Origin of the sequence: Haemophilus sp. Marseille-P9675 (assembly GCF_916862695.1) — a bacterium.
Taxonomy (GTDB): Bacteria; Pseudomonadota; Gammaproteobacteria; order Enterobacterales; family Pasteurellaceae; genus Haemophilus; species Haemophilus haemolyticus_K.
In genome coordinates this window covers 64447-86832 of the sequence record NZ_CAKASP010000005.1, presented here as the reverse complement: position 1 = coordinate 86832, position 22386 = coordinate 64447, and the positions used below count along the sequence as shown (strand labels likewise).

General features: G+C 38.4%; 26 protein-coding genes. 5 read left to right on the top strand and 21 right to left on the bottom strand.

Features of this window, described 5'->3' with window-relative positions:
- Positions 1 to 2: 2 nt before the first annotated feature.
- The 10 genes from rplV to ftsY form a co-directional block, all read right to left on the bottom strand.
- The gene (rplV, locus tag LIX50_RS07885; RefSeq protein WP_005625897.1) at positions 3 to 335 is read right to left on the bottom strand and encodes a 50S ribosomal protein L22; all 333 of its coding nucleotides are present in this window, start codon (positions 333 to 335) and stop codon (positions 3 to 5) included.
- Between the two features lie 11 nt (positions 336 to 346).
- A complete protein-coding gene (gene rpsS, locus LIX50_RS07880) occupies positions 347 to 622 on the bottom strand; it encodes a 30S ribosomal protein S19 (RefSeq protein ID WP_005539416.1) in 276 nt (91 codons plus the stop codon).
- Positions 623 to 647: 25 nt separating this feature from the next.
- Positions 648 to 1469 carry a 50S ribosomal protein L2 gene (rplB, locus tag LIX50_RS07875; protein WP_005625898.1) on the bottom strand — a complete coding sequence of 274 codons (822 nt, stop codon included), beginning with the start codon at positions 1467 to 1469 and terminating at the stop codon, positions 648 to 650.
- Positions 1470 to 1486: 17 nt separating this feature from the next.
- Positions 1487 to 1786 (bottom strand): 50S ribosomal protein L23, encoded by a 300-nt coding sequence (gene rplW, locus LIX50_RS07870; protein ID WP_005625900.1) that lies wholly within the window; start codon positions 1784 to 1786, stop codon positions 1487 to 1489.
- Positions 1783 to 2385: a 50S ribosomal protein L4 gene (rplD, locus tag LIX50_RS07865; RefSeq protein ID WP_005625901.1), complete on the bottom strand. Its 603-nt coding sequence runs from the start codon at positions 2383 to 2385 to the stop codon at positions 1783 to 1785. The genes rplW and rplD overlap by 4 nt, the downstream gene beginning before the upstream one ends.
- Positions 2386 to 2400: 15 nt before the next feature.
- Entirely contained in the window at positions 2401 to 3027 is a 627-nt protein-coding gene (rplC, locus tag LIX50_RS07860) for a 50S ribosomal protein L3 (protein ID WP_005632753.1), read from the bottom strand.
- A gap of 16 nt (positions 3028 to 3043) precedes the next feature.
- On the bottom strand, positions 3044 to 3355 hold the full coding sequence (gene rpsJ, locus LIX50_RS07855) for a 30S ribosomal protein S10 (RefSeq protein WP_001181005.1): 312 nt from the start codon (positions 3353 to 3355) through the stop codon (positions 3044 to 3046).
- Between the two features lie 319 nt (positions 3356 to 3674).
- On the bottom strand, positions 3675 to 4607 hold the full coding sequence (ftsX, locus tag LIX50_RS07850; protein WP_048952547.1) for a permease-like cell division protein FtsX: 933 nt from the start codon (positions 4605 to 4607) through the stop codon (positions 3675 to 3677).
- A gap of 9 nt (positions 4608 to 4616) precedes the next feature.
- The gene (gene ftsE, locus LIX50_RS07845; RefSeq protein ID WP_005635730.1) at positions 4617 to 5273 is read right to left on the bottom strand and encodes a cell division ATP-binding protein FtsE; all 657 of its coding nucleotides are present in this window, start codon (positions 5271 to 5273) and stop codon (positions 4617 to 4619) included.
- An 18-nt stretch (positions 5274 to 5291) separates the two neighbouring features.
- The gene (gene ftsY, locus LIX50_RS07840; protein WP_048952546.1) at positions 5292 to 6638 is read right to left on the bottom strand and encodes a signal recognition particle-docking protein FtsY; all 1347 of its coding nucleotides are present in this window, start codon (positions 6636 to 6638) and stop codon (positions 5292 to 5294) included.
- Positions 6639 to 6734: 96 nt separating this feature from the next.
- Here ftsY and rsmD point away from each other — a divergent pair, with 96 nt between their 5' ends.
- Positions 6735 to 7316, top strand: coding sequence for a 16S rRNA (guanine(966)-N(2))-methyltransferase RsmD (gene rsmD, locus LIX50_RS07835; protein ID WP_048952545.1), 582 nt, complete (start codon positions 6735 to 6737; stop codon positions 7314 to 7316).
- A gap of 10 nt (positions 7317 to 7326) precedes the next feature.
- Positions 7327 to 7809 carry a tRNA (uridine(34)/cytosine(34)/5-carboxymethylaminomethyluridine(34)-2'-O)-methyltransferase TrmL gene (gene trmL, locus LIX50_RS07830; RefSeq protein WP_048952544.1) on the top strand — a complete coding sequence of 161 codons (483 nt, stop codon included), beginning with the start codon at positions 7327 to 7329 and terminating at the stop codon, positions 7807 to 7809.
- Positions 7810 to 7861: 52 nt separating this feature from the next.
- Here the strand turns inward: trmL and LIX50_RS07825 are convergent, their stop codons facing one another.
- Both LIX50_RS07825 and LIX50_RS07820 read right to left on the bottom strand, forming a co-directional pair.
- A complete protein-coding gene (locus tag LIX50_RS07825) occupies positions 7862 to 8701 on the bottom strand; it encodes a YgfZ/GcvT domain-containing protein (protein WP_048952543.1) in 840 nt (279 codons plus the stop codon).
- A gap of 9 nt (positions 8702 to 8710) precedes the next feature.
- A complete protein-coding gene (locus tag LIX50_RS07820) occupies positions 8711 to 9574 on the bottom strand; it encodes a YicC/YloC family endoribonuclease (protein ID WP_048952542.1) in 864 nt (287 codons plus the stop codon).
- Between the two features lie 185 nt (positions 9575 to 9759).
- Here LIX50_RS07820 and LIX50_RS07815 point away from each other — a divergent pair, with 185 nt between their 5' ends.
- Positions 9760 to 10962, top strand: a complete 1203-nt coding sequence (locus LIX50_RS07815) for an aromatic amino acid transporter (protein WP_048952541.1) — start codon at positions 9760 to 9762, stop codon at positions 10960 to 10962.
- 228 nt (positions 10963 to 11190) lie between these two features.
- On the opposite strand, the gene LIX50_RS07810 is transcribed toward LIX50_RS07815, so the two are convergent.
- Positions 11191 to 11601 (bottom strand): helix-turn-helix domain-containing protein, encoded by a 411-nt coding sequence (locus LIX50_RS07810; RefSeq protein WP_048952540.1) that lies wholly within the window; start codon positions 11599 to 11601, stop codon positions 11191 to 11193.
- 131 nt (positions 11602 to 11732) lie between these two features.
- Here LIX50_RS07810 and LIX50_RS07805 point away from each other — a divergent pair, with 131 nt between their 5' ends.
- A complete protein-coding gene (locus tag LIX50_RS07805; RefSeq protein ID WP_215770813.1) occupies positions 11733 to 13244 on the top strand; it encodes a transferrin-binding protein-like solute binding protein in 1512 nt (503 codons plus the stop codon).
- Positions 13245 to 13360: 116 nt separating this feature from the next.
- Here LIX50_RS07805 and LIX50_RS07800 read toward each other — a convergent pair whose 3' ends face one another.
- Both LIX50_RS07800 and LIX50_RS07795 read right to left on the bottom strand, forming a co-directional pair.
- Positions 13361 to 13651, bottom strand: coding sequence for a type II toxin-antitoxin system YafQ family toxin (locus LIX50_RS07800; RefSeq protein WP_048953175.1), 291 nt, complete (start codon positions 13649 to 13651; stop codon positions 13361 to 13363).
- Positions 13651 to 13938 carry a type II toxin-antitoxin system RelB/DinJ family antitoxin gene (locus LIX50_RS07795; RefSeq protein WP_048953174.1) on the bottom strand — a complete coding sequence of 96 codons (288 nt, stop codon included), beginning with the start codon at positions 13936 to 13938 and terminating at the stop codon, positions 13651 to 13653. Before LIX50_RS07795 ends, LIX50_RS07800 begins: the two co-directional genes overlap by 1 nt.
- Positions 13939 to 14030: 92 nt before the next feature.
- On the opposite strand from LIX50_RS07795, the gene LIX50_RS07790 reads away from it, so the two are divergent.
- Positions 14031 to 15455 carry a surface lipoprotein assembly modifier gene (locus tag LIX50_RS07790; RefSeq protein ID WP_048953173.1) on the top strand — a complete coding sequence of 475 codons (1425 nt, stop codon included), beginning with the start codon at positions 14031 to 14033 and terminating at the stop codon, positions 15453 to 15455.
- Between the two features lie 127 nt (positions 15456 to 15582).
- Here LIX50_RS07790 and LIX50_RS07785 read toward each other — a convergent pair whose 3' ends face one another.
- The 6 genes from LIX50_RS07785 to rmuC all read right to left on the bottom strand — a co-directional run bounded on the left by LIX50_RS07785 (position 15583) and on the right by rmuC (position 22287).
- Entirely contained in the window at positions 15583 to 16134 is a 552-nt protein-coding gene (locus LIX50_RS07785; protein WP_048953172.1) for a TIGR00645 family protein, read from the bottom strand.
- 109 nt (positions 16135 to 16243) lie between these two features.
- Positions 16244 to 17248: a substrate-binding domain-containing protein gene (locus tag LIX50_RS07780; protein ID WP_048953171.1), complete on the bottom strand. Its 1005-nt coding sequence runs from the start codon at positions 17246 to 17248 to the stop codon at positions 16244 to 16246.
- Positions 17249 to 17275: 27 nt separating this feature from the next.
- Positions 17276 to 18199 carry a ribokinase gene (gene rbsK, locus LIX50_RS07775; RefSeq protein WP_048953170.1) on the bottom strand — a complete coding sequence of 308 codons (924 nt, stop codon included), beginning with the start codon at positions 18197 to 18199 and terminating at the stop codon, positions 17276 to 17278.
- Between the two features lie 82 nt (positions 18200 to 18281).
- Positions 18282 to 19529: a NupC/NupG family nucleoside CNT transporter gene (locus LIX50_RS07770; protein WP_048953169.1), complete on the bottom strand. Its 1248-nt coding sequence runs from the start codon at positions 19527 to 19529 to the stop codon at positions 18282 to 18284.
- Positions 19530 to 19572: 43 nt separating this feature from the next.
- Positions 19573 to 20505, bottom strand: coding sequence for a nucleoside hydrolase (locus tag LIX50_RS07765; RefSeq protein ID WP_048953168.1), 933 nt, complete (start codon positions 20503 to 20505; stop codon positions 19573 to 19575).
- Between the two features lie 207 nt (positions 20506 to 20712).
- Entirely contained in the window at positions 20713 to 22287 is a 1575-nt protein-coding gene (rmuC, locus tag LIX50_RS07760; protein WP_048953167.1) for a DNA recombination protein RmuC, read from the bottom strand.
- Positions 22288 to 22386: the final 99 nt, after the last annotated feature.

Sequence of the window (22386 nt, the reverse complement as noted above, 5' to 3'; positions counted from 1 at the left end):
TATTAACGATCTGACACAACCACAGTAATGTGGCTAGTACGTTTTAAAATACGATCTGCACGACCTTTAGCACGTGGCATAACACGTTTCATGCTAGGACCTTCATCAACGAAGATTTTAGCAACTTTAAGATCATCGATATCTGCACCGTCATTGTGCTCTGCGTTTGCAATAGCTGACTCTAAAACTTTCTTCACTAAAGCTGCTGCTTTTTTGTTAGTGAAAGTTAAGATTTCTAATGCTTGCGCAACTTTTTTACCACGAATTAAATCGGCAACTAAGCGAGCTTTTTGGGCAGAAGTGCGAGCGTAACGATGTTTTGCGATAGTTTCCATCTATTTACCTCTTATTTCTTAGCTTTCTTATCTGCCGCGTGACCGCGGTATGTACGAGTCGGTGCAAATTCACCAAGCTTATGACCGATCATTTCATCAGATACATAAACAGGAACGTGCTGACGACCATTATGGACTGCGATGGTCAATCCGATCATTGATGGAATGATCATTGAACGACGGGACCAAGTTTTGATTGGTTTTTTATCCCCGCTTTCCACCGCCTTCTCTACCTTCTTCAACAAGTGTAGGTCAAGGAAAGGACCCTTCTTGAGAGAACGTGGCATGGCTAATCCTCTTTAATTTAATCTATTATTTGCCACGACGACGTACGATATATTTATCAGTACGTTTGTTGTGACGAGTTTTCTTACCTTTGGTTTGAACGCCCCAAGGAGTTACTGGGTGTTTACCAAAGTTACGACCTTCACCACCACCATGTGGGTGATCTACTGGGTTCATTGCAGTACCACGAACTGTAGGGCGAATACCTCTCCAGCGGTTAGCACCAGCTTTACCCAATACGCGAAGCATATGTTCTGAGTTACCAACTTCACCGATTGTTGCAACACATTCAGCTAATACTTTACGCATTTCGCCAGAACGTAAACGTAAAGTTACATAGTTGCCTTCACGTGCGATGATTTGTACATAAGCACCAGCAGAACGAGCGATTTGACCGCCTTTACCTGGTTTTAATTCAACGTTATGTACTGTTGAACCAACTGGGATATTACGCATTGGTAATGAGTTACCCACTTTAATTGGTGAGTTTACGCCAGCTTGGATTTGATCGCCTACTGACAGACCTTTAGGTGCTAAGATATAACGGCGTTCACCATCTTTATAAAGCACTAAAGCAATGTTAGCAGAACGGTTTGGATCATACTCTAAACGCTCAACAACCGCTGGGATGTCTAACTTGTTACGTTTGAAATCGATTAAACGGTAGTGTTGTTTGTGACCGCCACCAATGTGACGAGTAGTAATACGACCATAGTTGTTACGACCACCAGTTTTAGACTTAGTATCTAGAAGAGGTGCGTAAGGTTTACCCTTGTGTAATTCAGGGTTCACGATTTTAACAACGTGACGACGACCAGCGGAGGTCGGCTTACATTTAACGATAGCCATTCTCTAATTTCCTCCGATTACTCTGCACTGTCCACGAAGTCCAAGTTTTGGCCTTCGGCTAAAGTTACATAAGCTTTTTTCCAGTCGCTGCGACGACCCATTTTGCTACCACGGCGTTTAGTTTTACCTTTAACAACCACGGTACGAACAGAGTCAACTTTTACTTCAAATAATTGAGCAACAGCAGCAGCAATTTCAGCTTTGTTCGCATCTAAAGCAACTTTAAGTACAACAGTGTTAGATTTTTCAGCATTGTTAGTTGCTTTTTCAGAGATGTGCGGTGCACGTAGCACGCTTAGCAAACGTTCTTGACTCATGCTAGGATCTCCTCAATTTGTTTCACAGCGTCAACAGTAACAATCACTTTATCGAAAGCGATTAAGCTAACTGGATCGATACCTTGAACATCACGTACATCAACTTTGTATAAGTTACGTGCTGCTAAGAATAGATTTTCATCTAAACTTGCTGTGATAATTAATGCATCTTCAACTGCTAAATCTTTTAATTTTTGTACTAAAACTTTAGTTTTTGGTGCATCTAATTCGAATTTTTCAACAACAACCAAACGGTCTTGACGAACTAATTCAGAAAGAATGCTTTTGATAGCACCACGGTACATTTTCTTGTTCACTTTTTGGCTGTGATCTTGTGGTTTAGCCGCGAAGGTTATACCACCAGAACGCCAGATTGGTGATTTGATATCACCAGCACGAGCACGACCTGTACCTTTTTGACGCCAAGGTTTTTTACCTGAACCAGACACTTCAGCACGAGTTTTTTGCGCACGAGTACCTTGACGCGCACCTGCTGCATAAGCAACAACAACTTGGTGGATCAACGCTTCGTTAAACTCACGTCCGAAGGTAGTTTCAGAAACAGTTAGTGCGTTTGCACCTACAACTTGTAATTCCATCTCTATCTCCTAGACTTATGCTTTAACTGCTGGCTTAACGATAACATCGCCATTGATAGCACCAGGTACAGAACCTTTTACTAATAGCAATTTACGCTCAGCATCTACACGAACAACTTCAAGTGATTGAACAGTTACACGTTCAGCACCTAAATGTCCTGCCATTTTTTTACCTTTAAACACACGACCTGGAGTTTGGTTTTGACCAATAGAACCAAGTACACGATGTGATAAAGAGTTACCATGAGTCGCATCTTGAGTACGGAAGTTCCAACGTTTAACACCACCTTGGAAACCTTTACCTTTAGAAGTACCGGTAACATCTACTTTTTTAACATCTGCAAAGATGTCAACATTGATTTCTTGACCTAAAGTGAATTCTTCACCTTCAGTACGAAATTCCCATAAACCGCGACCAGCTTCAACACCTGCTTTCACGAAATGGCCTGCTTCAGGTTTAGTTACACGATTCGCTTTTTTAGAACCAGTAGTAACTTGAACTGCAGTATAGCCATCGTTTTCAAGAGTTTTAACTTGAGTTACGCGGTTGGCTTCGATTTCGATAACGGTAACTGGTACAGAAACACCGTCTTCATTGAAGATACGGGTCATACCAACTTTACGACCGACTAAACCAATCATTGTAATAACCTCTTAATTAACCTAGGCTGATCTGCACGTCCACGCCGGCAGCCAAATCTAAACGCATTAATGCATCAACAGTTTTTTCTGTTGGCTCTACGATATCTACTAAACGTTTGTGAGTACGAATTTCGTATTGGTCACGTGCGTCTTTGTTTACGTGTGGAGAAATCAACACGGTGAAACGCTCTTTACGAGTTGGTAAAGGAATTGGACCACGAACTTGTGCACCAGTACGTTTAGCTGTTTCTACGATCTCCGCAGTAGATTGATCGATCAAACGATGATCGAAAGCTTTTAAGCGGATACGGATTCTTTGGTTCTGCATTAGACCAGAGCTCCAATAAAATTTAGCTAATAAAAAACTAACACCAATCACAATTCTAACTTCAAAATAGAAAAGGAGGTGCAAGTTACCTGTTATATAGTCTCCAAATCGGAAACATTGTTTAGCGTGACATATCGTCATGCACGTTTAATAAATGATTACATTAAACGGCTTTCACATTGAAAGCCTGCAAATACTACACAAAAGTTAAACAAATTGCAAGGGATTTATTCAAAGCAAATAAAAAGTGCGGTCATTTATCACCATATTTTCTCATCGAAAAACACTTAGAAAAATCACCGCACTTCACATATTAAAATTAATGATGGTTATCTAATAGCGTAATATGTCGTTTTGCTACAATCCACGCACCAACATATCCCATAATTAAACAGCACACTAATAAGAATACAAATTCGCCAACGCCTAATCCATTCAAACTGAATTGAACGGCAAAAATATCCGTTACATATTTCACTGCAGAAGTAAAATAGCTGATAATAAAGCTACTAAAAATTGCTGCAACTAACCCGCCTAACACCGCATAAATCATCCCTGTATAAAGATAAGGACGAAGAATAAATTGATCTGTTGCACCAAGCAATTTCATCACATCAATACTTGATCGGCTACTGTACACATCAGAGCGAATGCTGTTACCAATAACCAAAAATACCGCTATCGTCATTAATACAGTACAGAAAATTGCCACATGGGCAATTAACCAAGAAAGTGCGGTTAATTTTTCCATCCAGTCGTTATCCAAGCGAACTTCTTGTACCCCTTTAATTTTAGTTAAATTGGTACGTAACTCATCACGTTTTTCTGAAACATTAAAGTCGCTCGTTGGTTTTACCATAACGACCGCAGGTAATGGATTATCATCTAGAATTTCTAATTCTTCACCAAAGCCAGACCAGCTTTTAAATTCCTTTAAACTTTCTTGGCGAGAGACATAATTCAGTGATTCCACTCCATCTTGTTGACGGATTTTCTCTACCACTAAATTCGCATCTTCTTCACTTAAATTCTTATGAAGATAAATCGTCAATTCACTTTCAGGATAAAATTGAGTGGTTGCTAAATGTAAATTTTTCCACATTAAATAGCTCACGGTTGGGATTGTCAGAGATACAGCAATCACCAAAATCGTGAGCAGCGTGCCAAATTTACGTTGCCATAAATCCGTCCATACTGCACGCAAAGTATAGGCTATTTGAACAAAAAAGGATGCATCCGTTGGTCGGCTCATGATTATTCCTTAATAACGTAAATAACCTTGTTCAAGTACAAGACAAGGTTTTGGTTTTTGTTGAATTAAATTAATGTCGTGAGTAGCAATTAACACGGTCATTCCGAGGCGATTAAATTCTTCAAACAAATTAAAAATGCCTAAAGAAAGTTCATCGTCTAAATTACCCGTTGGTTCATCCGCTAGTAAGAGTTGAGGTTTATGCACAATCGCACGTGCAATATCAACGCGTTGCTGCTCCCCTCCAGAAATTTGTGGTGGCAAATAGTGCGCTTTATTACGCAACCCTACACGATCTAAAGATGCCATCGCACGTGTATGCGCATCTTTTGGATGCATACCTGCAATAATCAATGGCAATGCCACATTTTCCACCACCGTACGATCTGTTAATAAACGATAATCTTGGTGAACCATACCAATTTGGCGACGCAAAAATGGAATTTCATATTTTGACAAGCGAGTAATATCGTGTCCGTTAAACCAAATTTGACCCGCGTTGGCTTTTTCCATCCCCATAATAAGCTTGAGTAATGTACTTTTCCCTGCGCCTGAATGCCCAACTAAGTAAGTCATACTTCCCACTGGAAGATGAAAATTCAAGCCTTGTAACGCGGGCTGCGTTGCACCATGATAGGCTTTAGAAACATTTGAGAACTTAATCACAATTTTTCCTTATTCTTTTTATTCTTCTTCATGAACGAATAATGCCTCAATAAATTCTTTGGCATTAAACTCACGTAAATCTTCAATTTTCTCACCTACACCGATATAGCGAATAGGCAACTTAAACTGATCGGCTATGGCAAAAATCACGCCGCCTTTTGCCGTGCCATCTAATTTAGTTAGAGAGATCCCTGTTAAACCGACAGCCTCATTAAATAACTTCGCTTGGCTAACAGCATTTTGTCCTGTCCCAGCATCCAGCGTAAGCATAATTTCATGTGGAGCAGTTTCATCATATTTTTTCATAACACGAACAATTTTTTTCAGTTCGTCCATTAAGTTATTTTTATTTTGTAGACGACCCGCTGTATCCGCAATAAGAATATCAATATTGCGTGCAGCCGCTGATTGCATCGCATCAAAAATCACCGATGCAGAATCAGAGCCAGTGCTTTGCGCAACAACTGGAATGTGATTGCGTTCTCCCCAAACTTGAAGCTGCTCAACAGCCGCCGCACGGAAAGTATCGCCCGCCGCAAGCATCACCGATTTTCCTTCAGCCTGAAATTTACGTGCAAGCTTACCAATTGTCGTCGTTTTACCTACGCCATTTACGCCCACCATTAAAATAACATAAGGTTTCTTCGTAGTATCAATCACAAGAGGCTGTGCCACTGGCTCAAGAATATCCGCCATTTCTGCTTTTAATTGTTGATATAAAAGCTCAGCATCTTGTAATTCTTTGTGACTTGCATGTTCAGTCAAATTTTTGATGATTTTACTTGTTGTCGGCACGCCAATATCCGCAATCAAAAGTTGTTCTTCTAATTCTTCAAACAACTCGTCATCAATTTTCTTTCCTAAGAAAAAACTACGAAAACCTGCGCCAATATTTTGTTTGGTTTTCAGTAATCCCTTAACTAAACGACTAAAAAAGCCCCCTTCACTTGGGTTTTCGCGAGTTTCAATTTCAACAACAGGCTGAAGCTCATCTTTAATATCTTCAACAATTTCAGATTCAACCACGGCTTCTGTAACCGGAAGATCATCTTCTAAATTTTTTAATTCGATGATTTCTTCGACTGGCTCAAATTCGGTTGAAATTTCCTGTATTTTTTCTTCTTCAACTATTTCATTCGTCTCAATACTTTCAGCTAAAAACGGCTTAGAATCCACCGCACTTTCTACTGCCTCTAATTCAGACGGTTCTTCAACTAAATCATGAGTTTCAAGTTTTTCAATAGATGGCTCGATATCTTTAATCTTTTCTTCTTCAATTGTCGGCTCAATTTTAGGTTCATCTTGCTTTTTATTACGCCCAAATAACGACGCCCAAAATCCGCCTTTTTTATTTTCTTCAGCCATAAAATGCTCTCTTAACTGTAATCCGATAAAAATGTCGTTTATTCTAGCAAAAAATCGTCTAAACTAAGCACAATTTTCAATAAAAATCGAATCTTTATGAAAAAAATACAAACGCCAAATGCAAAGGGCGAGGTTCGCATTATTGCTGGGCTATGGCGAGGGCGAAAACTTCCAGTATTAAATTCAGAAGGCTTACGCCCGACTGGCGATAGAGTGAAAGAAACGCTTTTTAATTGGTTAATGCCTTATATCCATCAGTCTGAATGTTTAGATGGCTTTGCGGGAAGTGGTTCATTAGGTTTTGAAGCACTTTCTCGCCAAGCGAAAAAGGTGACTTTTTTAGAATTAGATAAAACCGTCGCCAATCAATTAAAAAAGAATTTGCAAACGCTCAAATGCTCATCAGAACAGGCTACAGTGATTAATCAAAGTAGTTTGGATTTTCTAAAACAGCCACAAAATCAACCGCACTTTGATATCGTGTTTTTAGATCCACCCTTTCATTTTAATTTGGCAGAACAAGCAATTAATTTGCTTTGTGAAAATAATTGGCTAAAACCCAATGCGTTAATTTACGTAGAAACAGAGAAAGATAAACCACTCATCACACCTCAAAACTGGACGTTATTGAAAGAAAAAACGACAGGAATGGTGAGTTATCGTTTATATCAAAATTAGAGAAAAAATTATGTTAGATATTGTTTTATACGAACCAGAAATTCCCCAAAATACGGGCAATATTATCCGCCTTTGCGCCAATACAGGATTTCGCTTGCACTTAATTGAACCGCTAGGTTTCACTTGGGATGATAAACGCTTACGCCGCTCAGGTTTGGATTATCACGAATTTGCGGAAATCAAACGCCACAAGACTTTTGAAGCCTTTTTAGAAAGCGAAAAACCCAAACGTCTCTTTGCACTTACAACAAAAGGCAGTCCAGCACATAGCCAAGTGAAGTTTGAACTTGGTGATTATTTAATGTTTGGCCCAGAAACTCGTGGTATTCCAATGTCAATTTTAAATGAAATGCCGATGGAACAAAAAATCCGTATTCCAATGACAGCCAATAGTCGCAGTATGAACTTGTCTAATTCAGTCGCAGTAACGGTTTATGAAGCTTGGCGACAATTAGGCTATGAAGGCGCAATCAATTTACCTGAAGCCAAATAAAAAAATAGGTGATCGATAAAATCAACTCGATCACCTGTTTTTTTAAACTGCCTTATTCACCCAGTGAGTAAGGCAATACGACATACTCTAGCGCTACCCCATTTAGTAAGCGAAATTTTTGTTGAGCTGTCGTGTCGTTATTCATCACAACTTGCAACCATAAAACACCATCTAAATTAACCGCACTTGTAATCGTGCCGGTTTTTCGCCAATTAGATTCAATCTGCATTTCGATTTCACTGCCAATTTCCACTTCCTGCTGGGTTTGAGCTTTAAAGACAAACATTGAGCGTTTATTCGCACCACGATATTTCGCACGAGCTACGGTTTCTTGCCCAATATAGCAACCTTTAGTAAAAGAAATGGCTTGCTCAATTACCTGTAAATTTAGCGCTTGTGGGATAAATTCATTTTGCGTTTGTGAGCTTAAATTTGGCAATCCCGATTGAATATCGGCTACATCCCAAATTTTTTCATTACCATTAAAATTCACTGGTAATTCGGCTTCATTCAATAAAATTGAACGTTGCCCATCAATTTCCCATGAAAAGTGCGGTGTAATTTTTCCACATTTTTCACCTATCACGCCAATGATTTGCCAATCACGTAAATCAAAACTAACTTTTGAAAATACCGCATATTTTTTCAAGGCATCTAGCCCACTTGGCAATATATCTTTCTTAATCAGCAAAAAGAATTGTTCACTACTTACTTTAAACAAACGGTAAATTGCATTCATTTTACCTTTTGGATCGCAGTGAGCTGTAAGTGTTGTTGCGCCACTTGCTAATCGAACAACATCCGTGGTTAACTGCCCTTGCAAATATTTTTCTGCATCCGCACCATGTGCCTCAATCAGTTGATATTGAGTAAGAGAAATAAATTGAGACATTCTACTTTCCTATTCTAAATTCTGAATTTGCTCACGCATTTGTTCGATAAGCACTTTTAGCTCAACCGCAGAAGCCGTGATATCCGCATTAATGGATTTGGACGCAAGCGTATTCGATTCACGATTCAATTCTTGCATCATAAAGTCTAATTTACGCCCAACCGCACCGCCTTTTTTCAAAATATTCGTGGTTTCTTTCACATGCATTTGTAAACGATCGAGCTCTTCCGCTACATCAACGCGTTGAGCCAATAAAATCATTTCTTGTTCCACACGTTGCGGATCAAGATTCACTTGAGCATCTTCAAAACGCTGCAATAAACGTTCACGTTGCCATTGTAAAACTGCCGGCATTTGTGACCGCACTTTATCCGCTTCCACCGTAATGGCATCTAAGCGTTGTTGAATAATGTCGTTCAGTTTTTCCCCTTCACGACCACGCATTGCAATAAAATCTGTCAGCAAATCATCAAAGGCTGTCAACAAATCTTGACTAATCGAATCTAAGTCTTGCTCTTGCGCTTCCACCACACCAGGGTAACGCAACACGTCTGTCAAATTAATTTCACCTTCTCCAGCTTGGCTTTTAATCCATTGCAAAGATTGAATCACTTGATTCGCAAGCTCTTTATTTAAATTCAATTCTGCATTTGTTTGTTTTTTCGTTTCAATGCGCAAAGAACATTCAATTTTACCGCGAGTAAGATTTTGACGAAGTTTCTCACGCAATGTGTTTTCTAATCCTCGGAATTGCTCTGGCAAACGAAAAAAGTTTTCTAAATAACGTTGATTGACGGAACGAATTTCCCATACTGCATCGCCCCAATCTTTTTTCACTTCAAGGCGTGCAAAGGCGGTCATACTGTAAATCATAAGCTCTCCTATTTTGTCTTAGCTTTGTCTTAGTTGATTCGCTAAGTATTTTAACGAGATGAACACAGAAAGGGAAAAGAAAAGTGCGGTAAATAATAAAGATATTTTGTATTCTGTTATTTACATGATGTAAATTTTAAAATACAATCAATGTAAATTTTGCATTACACTATAAGGGAACAAAAATGAACAAAACTGTAGGCAGCACACTTCTCGTTGCCGGTACGATGATTGGAGCGGGAATGTTGGCAATGCCACTCACTTCCGCTGGTATCGGATTCGGCTTTACTTTAGTCTTATTATTAGGGCTTTGGGCATTATTAACTTTTAGCGCTCTTTTATTCGTTGAGCTCTATCAAACTGCGGAAAGTGATGCGGGTATCGGTACACTCGCTGAACAATATTTTGGTAAAGCAGGACGCATTATTGCCACGGCAGTGCTAATTATTTTCTTGTACGCATTAATTGCCGCTTATGTCAGCGGTGGCGGTTCACTACTAAAAGATTTATTACCAGAAAGTTTTGGCGATAAAGTTAGCATCTTATTATTTACCGTTATTTTTGGTTCATTTATTGTCATCGGCACACATAGCGTAGATAAAATTAATCGCGTGTTATTTTTTGTGATGCTTACAGCCTTTGCCGTGGTGTTAAGCTTAATGTTGCCAGAAATCAAATTTGATAACTTAATGGCGACGCCAATTGATAACGCTTTAATTATCTCTGCAAGCCCTGTCTTTTTCACGGCATTTGGTTTCCACGGCTCGATTCCAAGTTTAAATAAATACTTAGATGGCAACGTAAAAGCATTACGCATTTCTATTTTGGCGGGTTCAGCAATTACCCTTTGCGCTTATATTTTGTGGCAAATGTCGACGCACGGCTTGCTCACACAAAATGAGTTCTTACAAATCTTAAAAGAAGATGCCACCTTAAATGGCTTAGTAAAAGCAACGCTTGCTATCACTGGCAGTAACATTATCGCAGGTGCGGTAAAATTATTCTCAACGTTGGCGCTGGTTACTTCTTTCTTAGGCGTAGGGCTTGGATTGTTGGAATGTATCGAAGATTTATTAAAACGATCCTTTAATATTTCTGCAGGGCGTATCTCACTTGGCTTAATGACGTTCATTCCACCACTCGTCTTTGCGCTTTTCTATCCTGAAGGTTTTATTTTAGCGCTAGGCTACGCAGGTCAAATGTTTGCATTCTATGCCGTAGTATTGCCAGTTAGTCTTGTTTGGAAAGCTCGTCGAGCTCACACCAATTTGCCATACAAAGTATGGGGAGGAAATCTAACTTTAATTATCGTATTGGTATTAGGCGTAATCATTACATCCATTCCATTTGCGATTCGTGCGGGCTACTTGCCATTTGTTGTGGGTTAATAATATAAATATCAAAAAACATCATTCAATTAATCTGTACCCCAAAAGTTAGGCTAAATAACTAATTGAGGTACAGATTTTTTATAATCTTGGACTGAAAAGAAGAATATTTTTATGGCAAGGAATTTGAATAAATAAACGAAATCATCAAACTTTATATTAGCTATTAAAACGAAGAACAAATAAAATTACACCATAAGCTGCTACTTATCTTTATAAAAAACTAAATCATTGATTTTCTTTTAATTTTCTTAATAACGCAATTTCTCTTTCTAACCCATTTATAATTTTATCTTTTTGAACCAATAATTCATCTTTATGGCTTAATATTAATTGTAATTGTTGAATAGTTTTTTCTAAATTTTCATTTCCAATTGCAAACAAAAAATTATTTGAGTTGCTTGATTCAGTTACTGTATTATTAAAATACACTTTTTCAGCTCCCCCCATAGAGAGCAACTCACAAATATCCATATTAAATACTTCAGAGATCTGTTCTAAACGAGATAGATTTGAACGCACTTCACCTCGTTCAATTTTCCCATATCCCGTTACTGACATCCCTAATTTATCCGCCATATTTTCTTGCGATAACTGGTGTTGTTCGCGTAACTGACGGATTTTCTCATTAATTTTCATACATTGCCCTCTCAAGGTAAACTGTTATCTTAATTAGGTAACTAACTGTAACTGTTGGTTTATTGTACATAATTTTTGCCAAATTATAATGGTTTTGGATTTTTTCTCCTACTTTTATTTATTGAGGCTCTATGAAATTAAAAAATGTAACTATTGCAACAGCACTTTTAGCTGTATTAACAGGCTGTGGAAGTAGTGGTGGCAATTCAAGCACACTAAACACCAATCAACCAACCGCTCAAAATGAACAAAGTCGTCAGCAAGTAAATGATGCTAAGAAAGCTGAAGAAACTCGCAAAGCTGAAGAAGCTCGTAAAGCTGAAGAAGCTCGCAAAGCTGAAGAAGCTCGTAAAGCTGAAGAAGCTCGTAAAGCTGAAGAAGCTCGTAAAGCTGAAGAAGCTCGTAAAGCTGAAGAAGCTCGTAAAGCTGAAGAAGCTCGTAAAGCCGAAGAAACTCGTAAAGCTGAAGAAGCTCGTAAAGCTGAAGAAGCTCGTAAAGCCGAAGAAGCTCGTAAAGCCGAAGAAGCTCGTAAAGCTGAAGAAGCTCGTAAAGCTGAAGAAGCTCGTAAAGCCGAAGAAGCTCGTAAAGCTGAAGAAGCTCGTAAAGCCGAAGAAGCTCGTAAAGCCGAAGAAACTCGTAAAGCTGAAGAAGCTCGTAAAGCTGAAGAAGCTCGTAAAGCCGAAGAAGCTCGTAAAGCTGAAGAAGCTCGTAAAGCCGAAGAAGCTCGTAAAGCCGAAGAAGCTCGTAAAGCTGAAGAAGCTCGTAAAGCCGAAGAAGCTCGTAAAGCTGAAGAAGCTCGTAAAGCCGAAGAAGCAAGAATTGCTAAATTAACAGAAGAATTGACCGCTTTAGCTAAACAGGCCGGTTTAGATGATGATAAAGCTCAAAAATTTGCAGGATCGAATTTAAATACTGATAAATCAGAGTGGCAATCGGCTTTAAATAATGCTGTTGAACAAGATAAAGCAGAAAAATTACAGCGAGAAATTGATCAACTAAAAGGTATTTCTTCTCATTCATATCCTGAAGGAAGTATTACACATAGAGATGGCAGTGGTTCTAAAAGCATTAGCAATAGACTAACAAACGAGAATATTTCTCGTAATATGGTTTATAACCAAAAATATTCTGTCGTTATTGGCGATTATAATGGACAAGTATCTTACAATAATAACACTGGCTATATCTTCTCAGATAACCGAGTTACTGATATTAATGTAAAAGGATTAAAAACAGAAATTTCCGCAATTCCAACTGAAGGTACTGCAACATATACTGGTAAAGCCTTTAATGGCACTTTAGCACAAGAGTATAAAAAAGTAGGCACTGAAGAATGGTTTGGTAGCACTCGTGATAAATACGACTTTGTAGATTCACCAAAAGAAGGGAACTTATCTTACGAGGTAAACTTCGCAGATAGAACAGGTTCAGGCAGTATTACAGGCTTAGGAAATGATATTGCACTAGCACAAGGCTCTATTTCTGGAGCAGGTATTTCATCTACTGCAACACAAAGCTATAAATCAGGCTCTTACTCATTAGATTTCTTCGGCAAAAATGCAGAAGAAATTGGTGGTAAGGTTTCCTTTGATGGAAAAGATGTGTTTGGCTTTGGCGGCACCCGCGGTGAAATTCAAAAATAACCTTTCTGTAGGGGCGAATTACATTCGCCCTGATATTCCAGCGATGTTTTAGAGCAAATGCGATTTACCCCTACAAGAAAATGCCGTTTAAAGTGGATTTAAACGGCATTTAACTATTAGGAAATTTCCGAATGTGAACCGATACGAATGAGCTTTAGTTCTTCGTCATCAATAATTTGGTAAATCAGCACAAGATCGTTAAAAATATGGCAGTCACGATAACCTTGCATTTCACCTTGTAGTGAGTGATCTAAGTATTTTTTTGGAAGCGGTCGATTTCTTTGTAAAAGATACAAAACCTCGGTCATTTCTACTGAGAATTGTTGCTTAGCTGTGAGCTTTTTAATATCTCGTTGAAATGTTTTAGTTGCAGTTACTTTTAATGTTTTAACTGATCCCATATCCATTATTTCACTGATTTTAATAGATTTTCCATAATATTGGCTTCGAAATTTGCTTCACTAATGATATCAACATCACCATTTTCAGCTTCTTGCATAGCACGTAATGTTTCAGCATTTGGTTTCAAATAAGAAAGATTTACTGGAATCGTTTTTGTATTCGCAATTTCTGTTAAGAATAAATTAAACACCTGTGAAGGGGTAAAACCGTAATGTTCAATTACATTAAATGCCTCTTGTTTTAAATTTTCTGATAAACGAAAGCTAAAAGATGCATTTTGTGTTATTGCCATAATTATCTCCTTGGTCTAACAATGCGGTACAAATTATTATAGATAGAATGTCTTGCATTGTAAAACAATGTTTACTTACGAATAAATTTACTATGAAAAAACTCGCAAATTTCATTATTATTCTACCGCTTGCAACACAAGCGGAAACCTTTCACGCTCCTCAACCTGTATTCTTTGAGAACAACGTTTTGCCAAAACAGGCAGAGCCGCAAATAAAAACACAGTCTAAAGCAGAGAGTGTACCCACATCTTCATTTGCTCTTTCTAATGCAGACAGCACCAAAACCAAGCTCGAGAAGTTGATTAACTATGGTGTAGTAAAGCAACAATGGCATTTATTGAAGCAGATTCTGCCGTTGTATCAACAGCAGGCGAATTATGATGAAACGCTTTATCGTTACGCAATGGGAGCGATGTTGTGGGCAGAAAAAGAATACGCACAGGCAATTTCACTTTATCAGCAGATTTTAGACGAGAAGCCAGAGTTGGCTTATCCGCGTTTTGATTTGGGTGTGATGTTGTTTGAAAACAAGCAATATCGCCAAGCGAAAGCAGAGTTGGAACATGCTAAACCCGAACTTTCACCACAAATGCAGCAGCTTACCGAACGTTATATGCAGGCAATGGCGGAGCGGCAAAGCTGGCAGCCTGATATGGAGCTACAATATACCCAAACCGATAACGTAAATAACGCATCTTCTCAGCAAGATATTATATTGAGAGGATTGAGATTTAAAAAAGATGAGGAATCTTTACCACAAAAGGCACACGGCTTCCGCTACGGTGTGGGCGTAAACCGAGAATTGAACATATCCGGTAATCATTTTGTTACAGCAAATGGTCGCTTTAGTGGCGTGCATTATTGGGATAACCAAGATTACAGCGAAAAATCACTTTATGCTTCGCTTGGCTATCGTTACCGTTCGGCATTGCAAGCGGTCGGGTTTTCCCCATTTTTTGAACAGAACTGGCTCGGTTCACCACGTTATAGCAAAAATTACGGGGCAGTTGCAGATTTTCGTCGAGAATTGACCGCTTACTGGGCAATTTCAGGATCGTTTTCGCATACACAAAAACGCTATGCCGATGCTTCTGTCGCTCGTCGTCATAATGGTTATCTGAACGGTGTTTCACTTACGTTAAGTTATCAAGCCAAGCCGAATTGGTTGCTTTTTAGTGGTGTGGAAGGCAGTGTTGATCGTAGCAAAGATAAAGCGGAATCTTCGCTTCGCCGTGGGGTAAATATCGGTTCGGTGTGGAAACTTAAAGAGTTTGTCAGCCATATTAGCTTACGTTATGTGAAGCGAGATTTTCGTGCGGAGAATTTTTATTTTCCAACCAAAAAACGCCAAGATAAAGAATATAGCTTGAATGTGTCGATTGGGAATAACCGTTTGCAATGGTTAGGTTTTGTGCCGAAGTTGAATTATCGTTATCGTAAAATTGATAGCAATATTCCAGAATTTTATTCAAGAAAAAGTGGGGAATGGTTTATTTCTGTGGAAAAAGATTTTTAAGTTCAGAATACCAATAACCGTTTACAGATTGATCTGCACCTAAATGTTGGACTAAATAACCATTCAGGTGCAGATTTTTATAATTAAACAGATGAATTTTGAATAATGTTATCACATGATAAATTTTTTAATGCGTTTTATGGCTTGTGCTATACAAAATTTTATCCGTATAAGCCAAAGCAATTGCCGACACCAAAAAGCCCAAATGTAACAATAATTGCCACATCATCGTTTTTTCTGGTGTATTACTTGCGTTCACAAAGGTTTGCAACATATGGATAGATGAAATACCGATAATAGACATAGAAAGTTTAACCTTCAATACCGTCGCATTTACATGGCTCATCCATTCAGGCTGATCGGGGTGATTACGCGTACGCAGTTTGGATACAAAAATTTCATAGCCACCGATAGTCACCATCACAAGCAAGTTTGCTATCATCACGACATCAATCAAATTCAACACACCCAACATAATCGTGTTGGAATCCATCTCATTGACATTAATCACCAATGCCCACAAGCCTTTAATGAACTTATAAGAGTAGATCGCAAGGGTGACAATCAAACCCAAATAAATCGGTACTTGCAACCAGCGACTACCAAAAATTATTTTCGCGATAATATTCGATTGTTCGTTATATTTCGCATAAAGATCAACAGGTTTATTTTCTTCCATCTGATTTTATTCCTAAATTAAATAGTTGGTTAAATAAATAAAAAAACTGCAGGAAGATAGCAGTTTTTTTGAAAATAGCAATAAAGAAATCGAGTTATTGTTATTTTATTTATACATTTGAAGGGGAGGAAACTGATTCTCTCAAAATACAGGCCGGCTCTAACACTAAAGTGCGGTAATTTTCATTGGGTTCTTGTATACGTTGCAATAAAGTCTCAACAGCAAGCTTACCTAATTCAGCTTTAGGTTGACTGATTGTAGATAAAGAAGGAAAAAGATAACGAGCTAATTCAATATCATCGTATCCCATGATAGAAATATCTTGCGGAATACGTAAACCTTGATTCTGAATTGCCTGATAGGCACCAATGGCAATAGTATCGCTACAACAAAAAATAGCGGTCGGTCTATCAGATAACGAAAGCAGTTTTTGCGCCCCAACGATCCCTCCTTTAAAATCAAAATGACTTTCTACAATCCAATCAGGATTTAAAACTATATTAGCTTCAGACAAAGCTTTCTTATATCCCTGCAAACGATTTTTAGCTACTGACTTTCTGAGATTACCCGTAATAATGCCAATTTTCTGGTGTCCAGCATCAACCATAGATTTCGTTGCAAGATAACCGCCATATTCTGAGTTCTCTAGAATTTTGTCTGCATTTAACTCAGTAAACCACCAATCCATCACAACTAAAGGCAAAGATACTTCAAGCTCCATATCCGCTTGAAAACGACTATCGCCACACATCAGTAATACACCATCTACTTGTTTATGTATTAAGGTTTGTAGATTTTGCTGTAAACGCTTGCCATCACCACCCGTGGTAGCAATAATAAGATTATATTGATGCTGCTGACAATATTGCTCCACGCCAGCCATCACTTCCGCAAAGAATGGATTATTTGTTGCGGTGACAAGTAGCCCGATAGTTTTGGTTTCGCGCACCTTAAGGCTTCGTGCAACAGCTGAGGGGGTGTAATTCAGTTCAGCGACAATACGCATCACTTTCTCACGAATCTCATCGCTAACAAAACGCGATCCATTAATGACATGCGAAACTGTGGAAGTCGAAACTTGCGCCAGTCGTGCAATATCTTTCATTGTCGCCATAAAAACACCTCAAAAATTCACTGCACTTTAAGCGTGTTCAAGAAAATCTAAAGTTTCCTGACGCGTTGGAATAGAGGATTGGGCCCCTTTTTTTGTCACACTAATCGCAGCGGCAGCTTGCCCAAAACGAATGGCTTCATCAAAGGATTTTTCTTCCAATAAAGCCGTAACAAAACCGCCATTAAATGTATCACCAGCTGCGGTAGTATCTATTGCTTGCACACAAAAGCCCTTAATGATGCGGCTTTTACCTTTTCGACTGACAAACACGCCTTTCGCACCAAGGGTAATCATCACAGTTTCAATGCCTTTATCGTGAAAAACACTCGCAGCTTTCACCGCACTTTGCTCGTCGGTTACTGCTACCCCAGTCAGGATTTCAGCTTCTGTTTCATTTGGTGTAATAATATCAATCAAACTCAATAATTCGTCCGATAAAATCTGCGCTGGAGCAGGATTTAGCACAACCTGAACACCATTTTTCTTAGCGATTTGAGCAGCCAGCTCCACACCATAAAGTGGGGTTTCTAATTGCATTAATAAGCAATCCGATTGTGCAATTTGCGCCTCACTTTGACGAACAACCATCTCCCCCAAATGTGCATTTGCACCGCTAGCCAGTACAATACAGTTCTCACTAGACTTGGCAACTTGAATAAATGCCATTCCCGTCATTTCCTGTGGAACGGTATTAATATAGGTTGTATCAATCCCTTCCTTAACAAACACATTTTTCATTGTTTCGCCAATGCTATCTGATCCAATGCAACTAATGAACGCTACCTTTGCCCCTAAGCGAGCAGCTGCCACCGCTTGATTCGCCCCCTTGCCACCATAGGAAATTTGATAATTTTGACCTGTTAGTGTTTCACCGGGTTTAGCAAAGTAAGGCACTGAAATAACATGATCAGCATTGATACTACCGAGAATTGTGAGAGTCTTCCCTTTCATAATTATTCTCCACTATAAAAGTAGGCATATATCAAGCAATTATAAACCTAAAGTGCGGCTATTTTTACCGCACTTTTGAAACTTAAGCTAAAGCGACACCACTTAAGCCAATAAAAAAACCTGCAATAGTTGCGCTTAATAAATTAGCTAAAGAGCCAGCAATAACAGCCTTAATTCCTAACCGAGCAATATCTCCACGACGATTTGGAGCCATACCACCAACCCCACCAATTAATACAGCTATAGAACCAAAATTAGCAAAGCCACAAAGAGCAAAAGTAATGATAGCCTTTGTTTTATCAGAAAGTTCTACTGGTGGATTGATACCTAGGTAAGTTGAAAATTCAGAATAACCAACAAATTCGTTTACGGTTAATTTGATACCTATCATATGACCAGCTACTTCAGCATCACTCCAAGGTACTCCCATAACCCATGCCAATGGTTTAAAAATCCAACCTAAAATTATACCTAAAGAGAGTTCTGGTTGATTAAACCATTCTCCAATGCCTCCTAACATACCGTTAATAAGTGCAATTAGAGCGATAAATGCAACTAACATAGCCCCAATACTTAATGCCATAGTCATTCCCGCACCAGCACCAGAAGCAATGGCTTCAAGCGCATTAGATGGTTTATCTAATTCAACATTTTCGATTTCGTCGTTAAATTTTTCAGTTTGTGGATATAATATTTTTGCGAATAATAAACCCGCTGGTGCAGCCATAAAAGAGGCTGCTATTAGGTAGGTTAAAGGTACACCTAATCCAGCGTATCCAGCTAAAACAGAACCTGAAATGGATGCTAGTCCTCCACACATAATAGCAAAAAGCTCTGATTCCGTCATTTTGCTAATATAGGGTTTTACAACCAATGGCGCTTCTGTTTGTCCAACAAAAATATTAGCTGCAGCAGACATAGACTCTGCTTTTGATGTTCCCAAGACTTTTTGCAATCCACCTCCAATTAATTTGATGACCCATTGCATTACACCTATATAATAAAGCAAGGAAATCAATGCAGAGAAAAAAACTATGACAGGAAGCACCTTAATAGCAAAAATGAAACCAACACTTTCACCTGATGCCAATCCACCAAAAACAAATGAAATACCCTCATTTGCGTAAGCAATAACTTTACTTACTGCATTAGACATACCCAAGAGTGAGTCTCTGCCAATAGGTACATACAAAATAAATGCACCAATAGCGATTTGAATTGCTAATGCACCAAATACCGTTCTTACACGAATAGCTTTTCTATTATTGGAAAGGAGATAGGCTATGCCTAATAATACAAAAATCCCTAAAATACTAATAAATGCGTCCATAATTTGACCTCATTGAAAGTAAAAGGAAAGATAAACTTTATTGCTAATTTAATCGTTTGATTGCATCAATAATTAAATTCCAAAATCGTTCTTTATCTAACTTTGTAGCAACTTGCGTATTGCAAGGTTTAGGTGGATAACGGAAATCTGCAACTGTCATGCCTAATGTGTGCGTTCCCGTTAATTCAATATTAACTGGTACACTTACTGTTTCTATTAATGTTGGATCAATAACATAAGCCACAGCACAAGGATCATGAACTGGAGGATAATTAAAGCCTTGAGCTTGTTTATACATTTTTCCAAAAAATTCAAGTAATTCGACAACAAATTCGGCAGGCTTAGTATCAATTTTTGCGATACGCTCAACAACATCAGGGGTGGCTAATGCTTGATGTGTTAAATCTAATCCAACCATAGTCACTTTCCATCCAGCATTAAATACTATATGTGCTGCTTCGGGATCAATTTTTATATTAAACTCAGCTACGGCACTCCAATTTCCAGTATGATACCCGCCTCCCATTAATACAACTTCTTTTACTCTCTCAATAATTTTCGGTTCTAATCTTGCCGCTAAAGCAATATTCGTCAGCCCTCCTGTTGGGACAAGAGTAATTGTTTTCTCTGGGTGAGACATAATAAGATCAATGATTAATTCCACAGCATGCTTTTCATTGAAAGTTCGATTAGATTCAGGTAATTTTGGACCATCTAACCCTGATTCACCATGAATACTAGGTGCGACCTCAATTTCCCTAACAATAGGTCTGTCTGCACCCTTAGCGAAAGGAACATTTTTCATTTGAGCAATTTCAGCAATTGCCAAAGCATTTCGTGATACTTTCTCCAATGTTTGATTACCTACTACAGTAGTGACTGCAAGTAGTTCAATCTCTGGATTGCCATAAGCGAGTAACATAGCTATCGCATCATCATGTCCAGGATCACAATCTAAAATAATTTTTTTACGCATTCTTTACTCCTATATTTTTCATAGTCATAAACTGCTGACCGCTATATCGAAACGTTTCGATAAGATAAATATAAAGAACAAAAACAGAAAAACAACTGAGAAATTTCAAATTTGAGATATTAATCACAAAATTTTTTGATTAGATAAAATAAAAAATTCTCCGACCAAATTCACATTTAATCGGAGAATAAATTATTTGAAATTATCTTAGTTCAACTTATCCAACCTAGCCAAATCGATCTGATTATTCAATAACTCCACATCGGGCATCGTTTTATTCGCTTTTGCGGAAAGAGTTTTAAATCGTTCTACTTTGCCCACCAAGCCTTGTTGACCAACAAGTGCGGTTACTGTGCTGTTGTATTGATTGCTGACAGTGGAAAGCGTATTGCCGAGCTTACTTAAACGTTCTGCGACCAAGCAAATTTGGTTATAAATTTCACCCGCTTTTTCAGCGATTTCTTTTGCCTCGGCATTACCGCGTTCGATTCGCCAGAGGTTTGCTACGGTACGTAAAATCGGCATTAACGTAGTGTGAGAAACCATAATGACATTACGTTCATAACCGTAATTAAATAAAGTAGGATCAGATTTTAAAGCCTCAATATACGCAGGTTCTACCGCAATAAACATAAGAACAAAATTCGGGCTACGCATGCCAATAAGATTGCTGTAATCTTTTTTATGCAGATCATTAATATGACTTTTCAATGCGGATATATGTTCTTTTAGTAAACGTTCACGTTCAAAATCGTCCTCAGAATTCACCGCACTTTCGTAAGCAACCAATGACATTTTGCTGTCTATAATTAAGTGTTTTTCATCAGGTAAATTCAACACAAAATCAGGGTAATTACGCCCGCCTTGTTCATCTTTAAAATGTGCTTGAGCACGATAATGCACATTTTCTTCAAGCCCAGCTAGTTGCAACGCTCGTTCTAATTGCACTTCACCCCAGTTGCCTAACGTTTTATTTTCGCCTTTCAACGCAGAAGTTAAATTACTCGCCTCTTGCGACATATTCAGACCGATTTCTAATACTTTTTTAATTTCAGCTTCCAAGCCTGCATTACCCTTTACGGATTCAGAGTGAATTTCATTGACACGTTTTTGGAAACCTTCAATTTGCTCTCGGAAAGGCTTGAGCAACGTTTCCAAGGCAGTTTGATTTGATTGACTAAATGAGCGACTTTTTTCATCTAAAATCCGATTGGCTAGATTTTGAAATTCCACACCCAACTGCTGCTTAGATTGTTCAAAGTTCTGTTGTTGCGCTGAAAAATGTTTTTCTTTCTCTGCTAACGTTGTTTTTAATCCTGTTAACTCTTGGGAAAGTGCGGTCAATTTTTCGATTAAATGTTGTTGCTCCTGTTCTTTACGAGATAACTGACTTTGGCTATGTTGCAACTGGGCATTCAAACTTTCAGCTTGCGCAGAAGCGATTCCGAAGCGTTCTTTTAATGCGGTAATTTGCTCCGCGATGGCGGAATGACGAGCCTGCTCCTCATCTAATTCTTGAGTAAGATAATGAATTTTTTCATCTCGTTCATTCAAGCGAATTTGTAACCCTTGGCTTTCTGTTTGAGCTTTAATAATTTGCTGTTCTAATTGATTTTTAAGGCTATTTATCCCATCAAATTTTGATGCCAGTTGATTATAGTCTTCTGTGGTTTTATGAAGCGTTTTATGAAGTAAAGCATATTTCTGCTGAAACAAAATCAGCAGTAAAATCAAGACAATAGAAACAAAACCCATCACCCATAATAACGACATATCCCACATAACTCCCCCTTTAATTTAAGGCTTGAATTGTAACATAGAAATCCGTCTATCTCCTTCTATTGAGGGCGATAATCTCAATTAATAAAAAACCCGACTTTC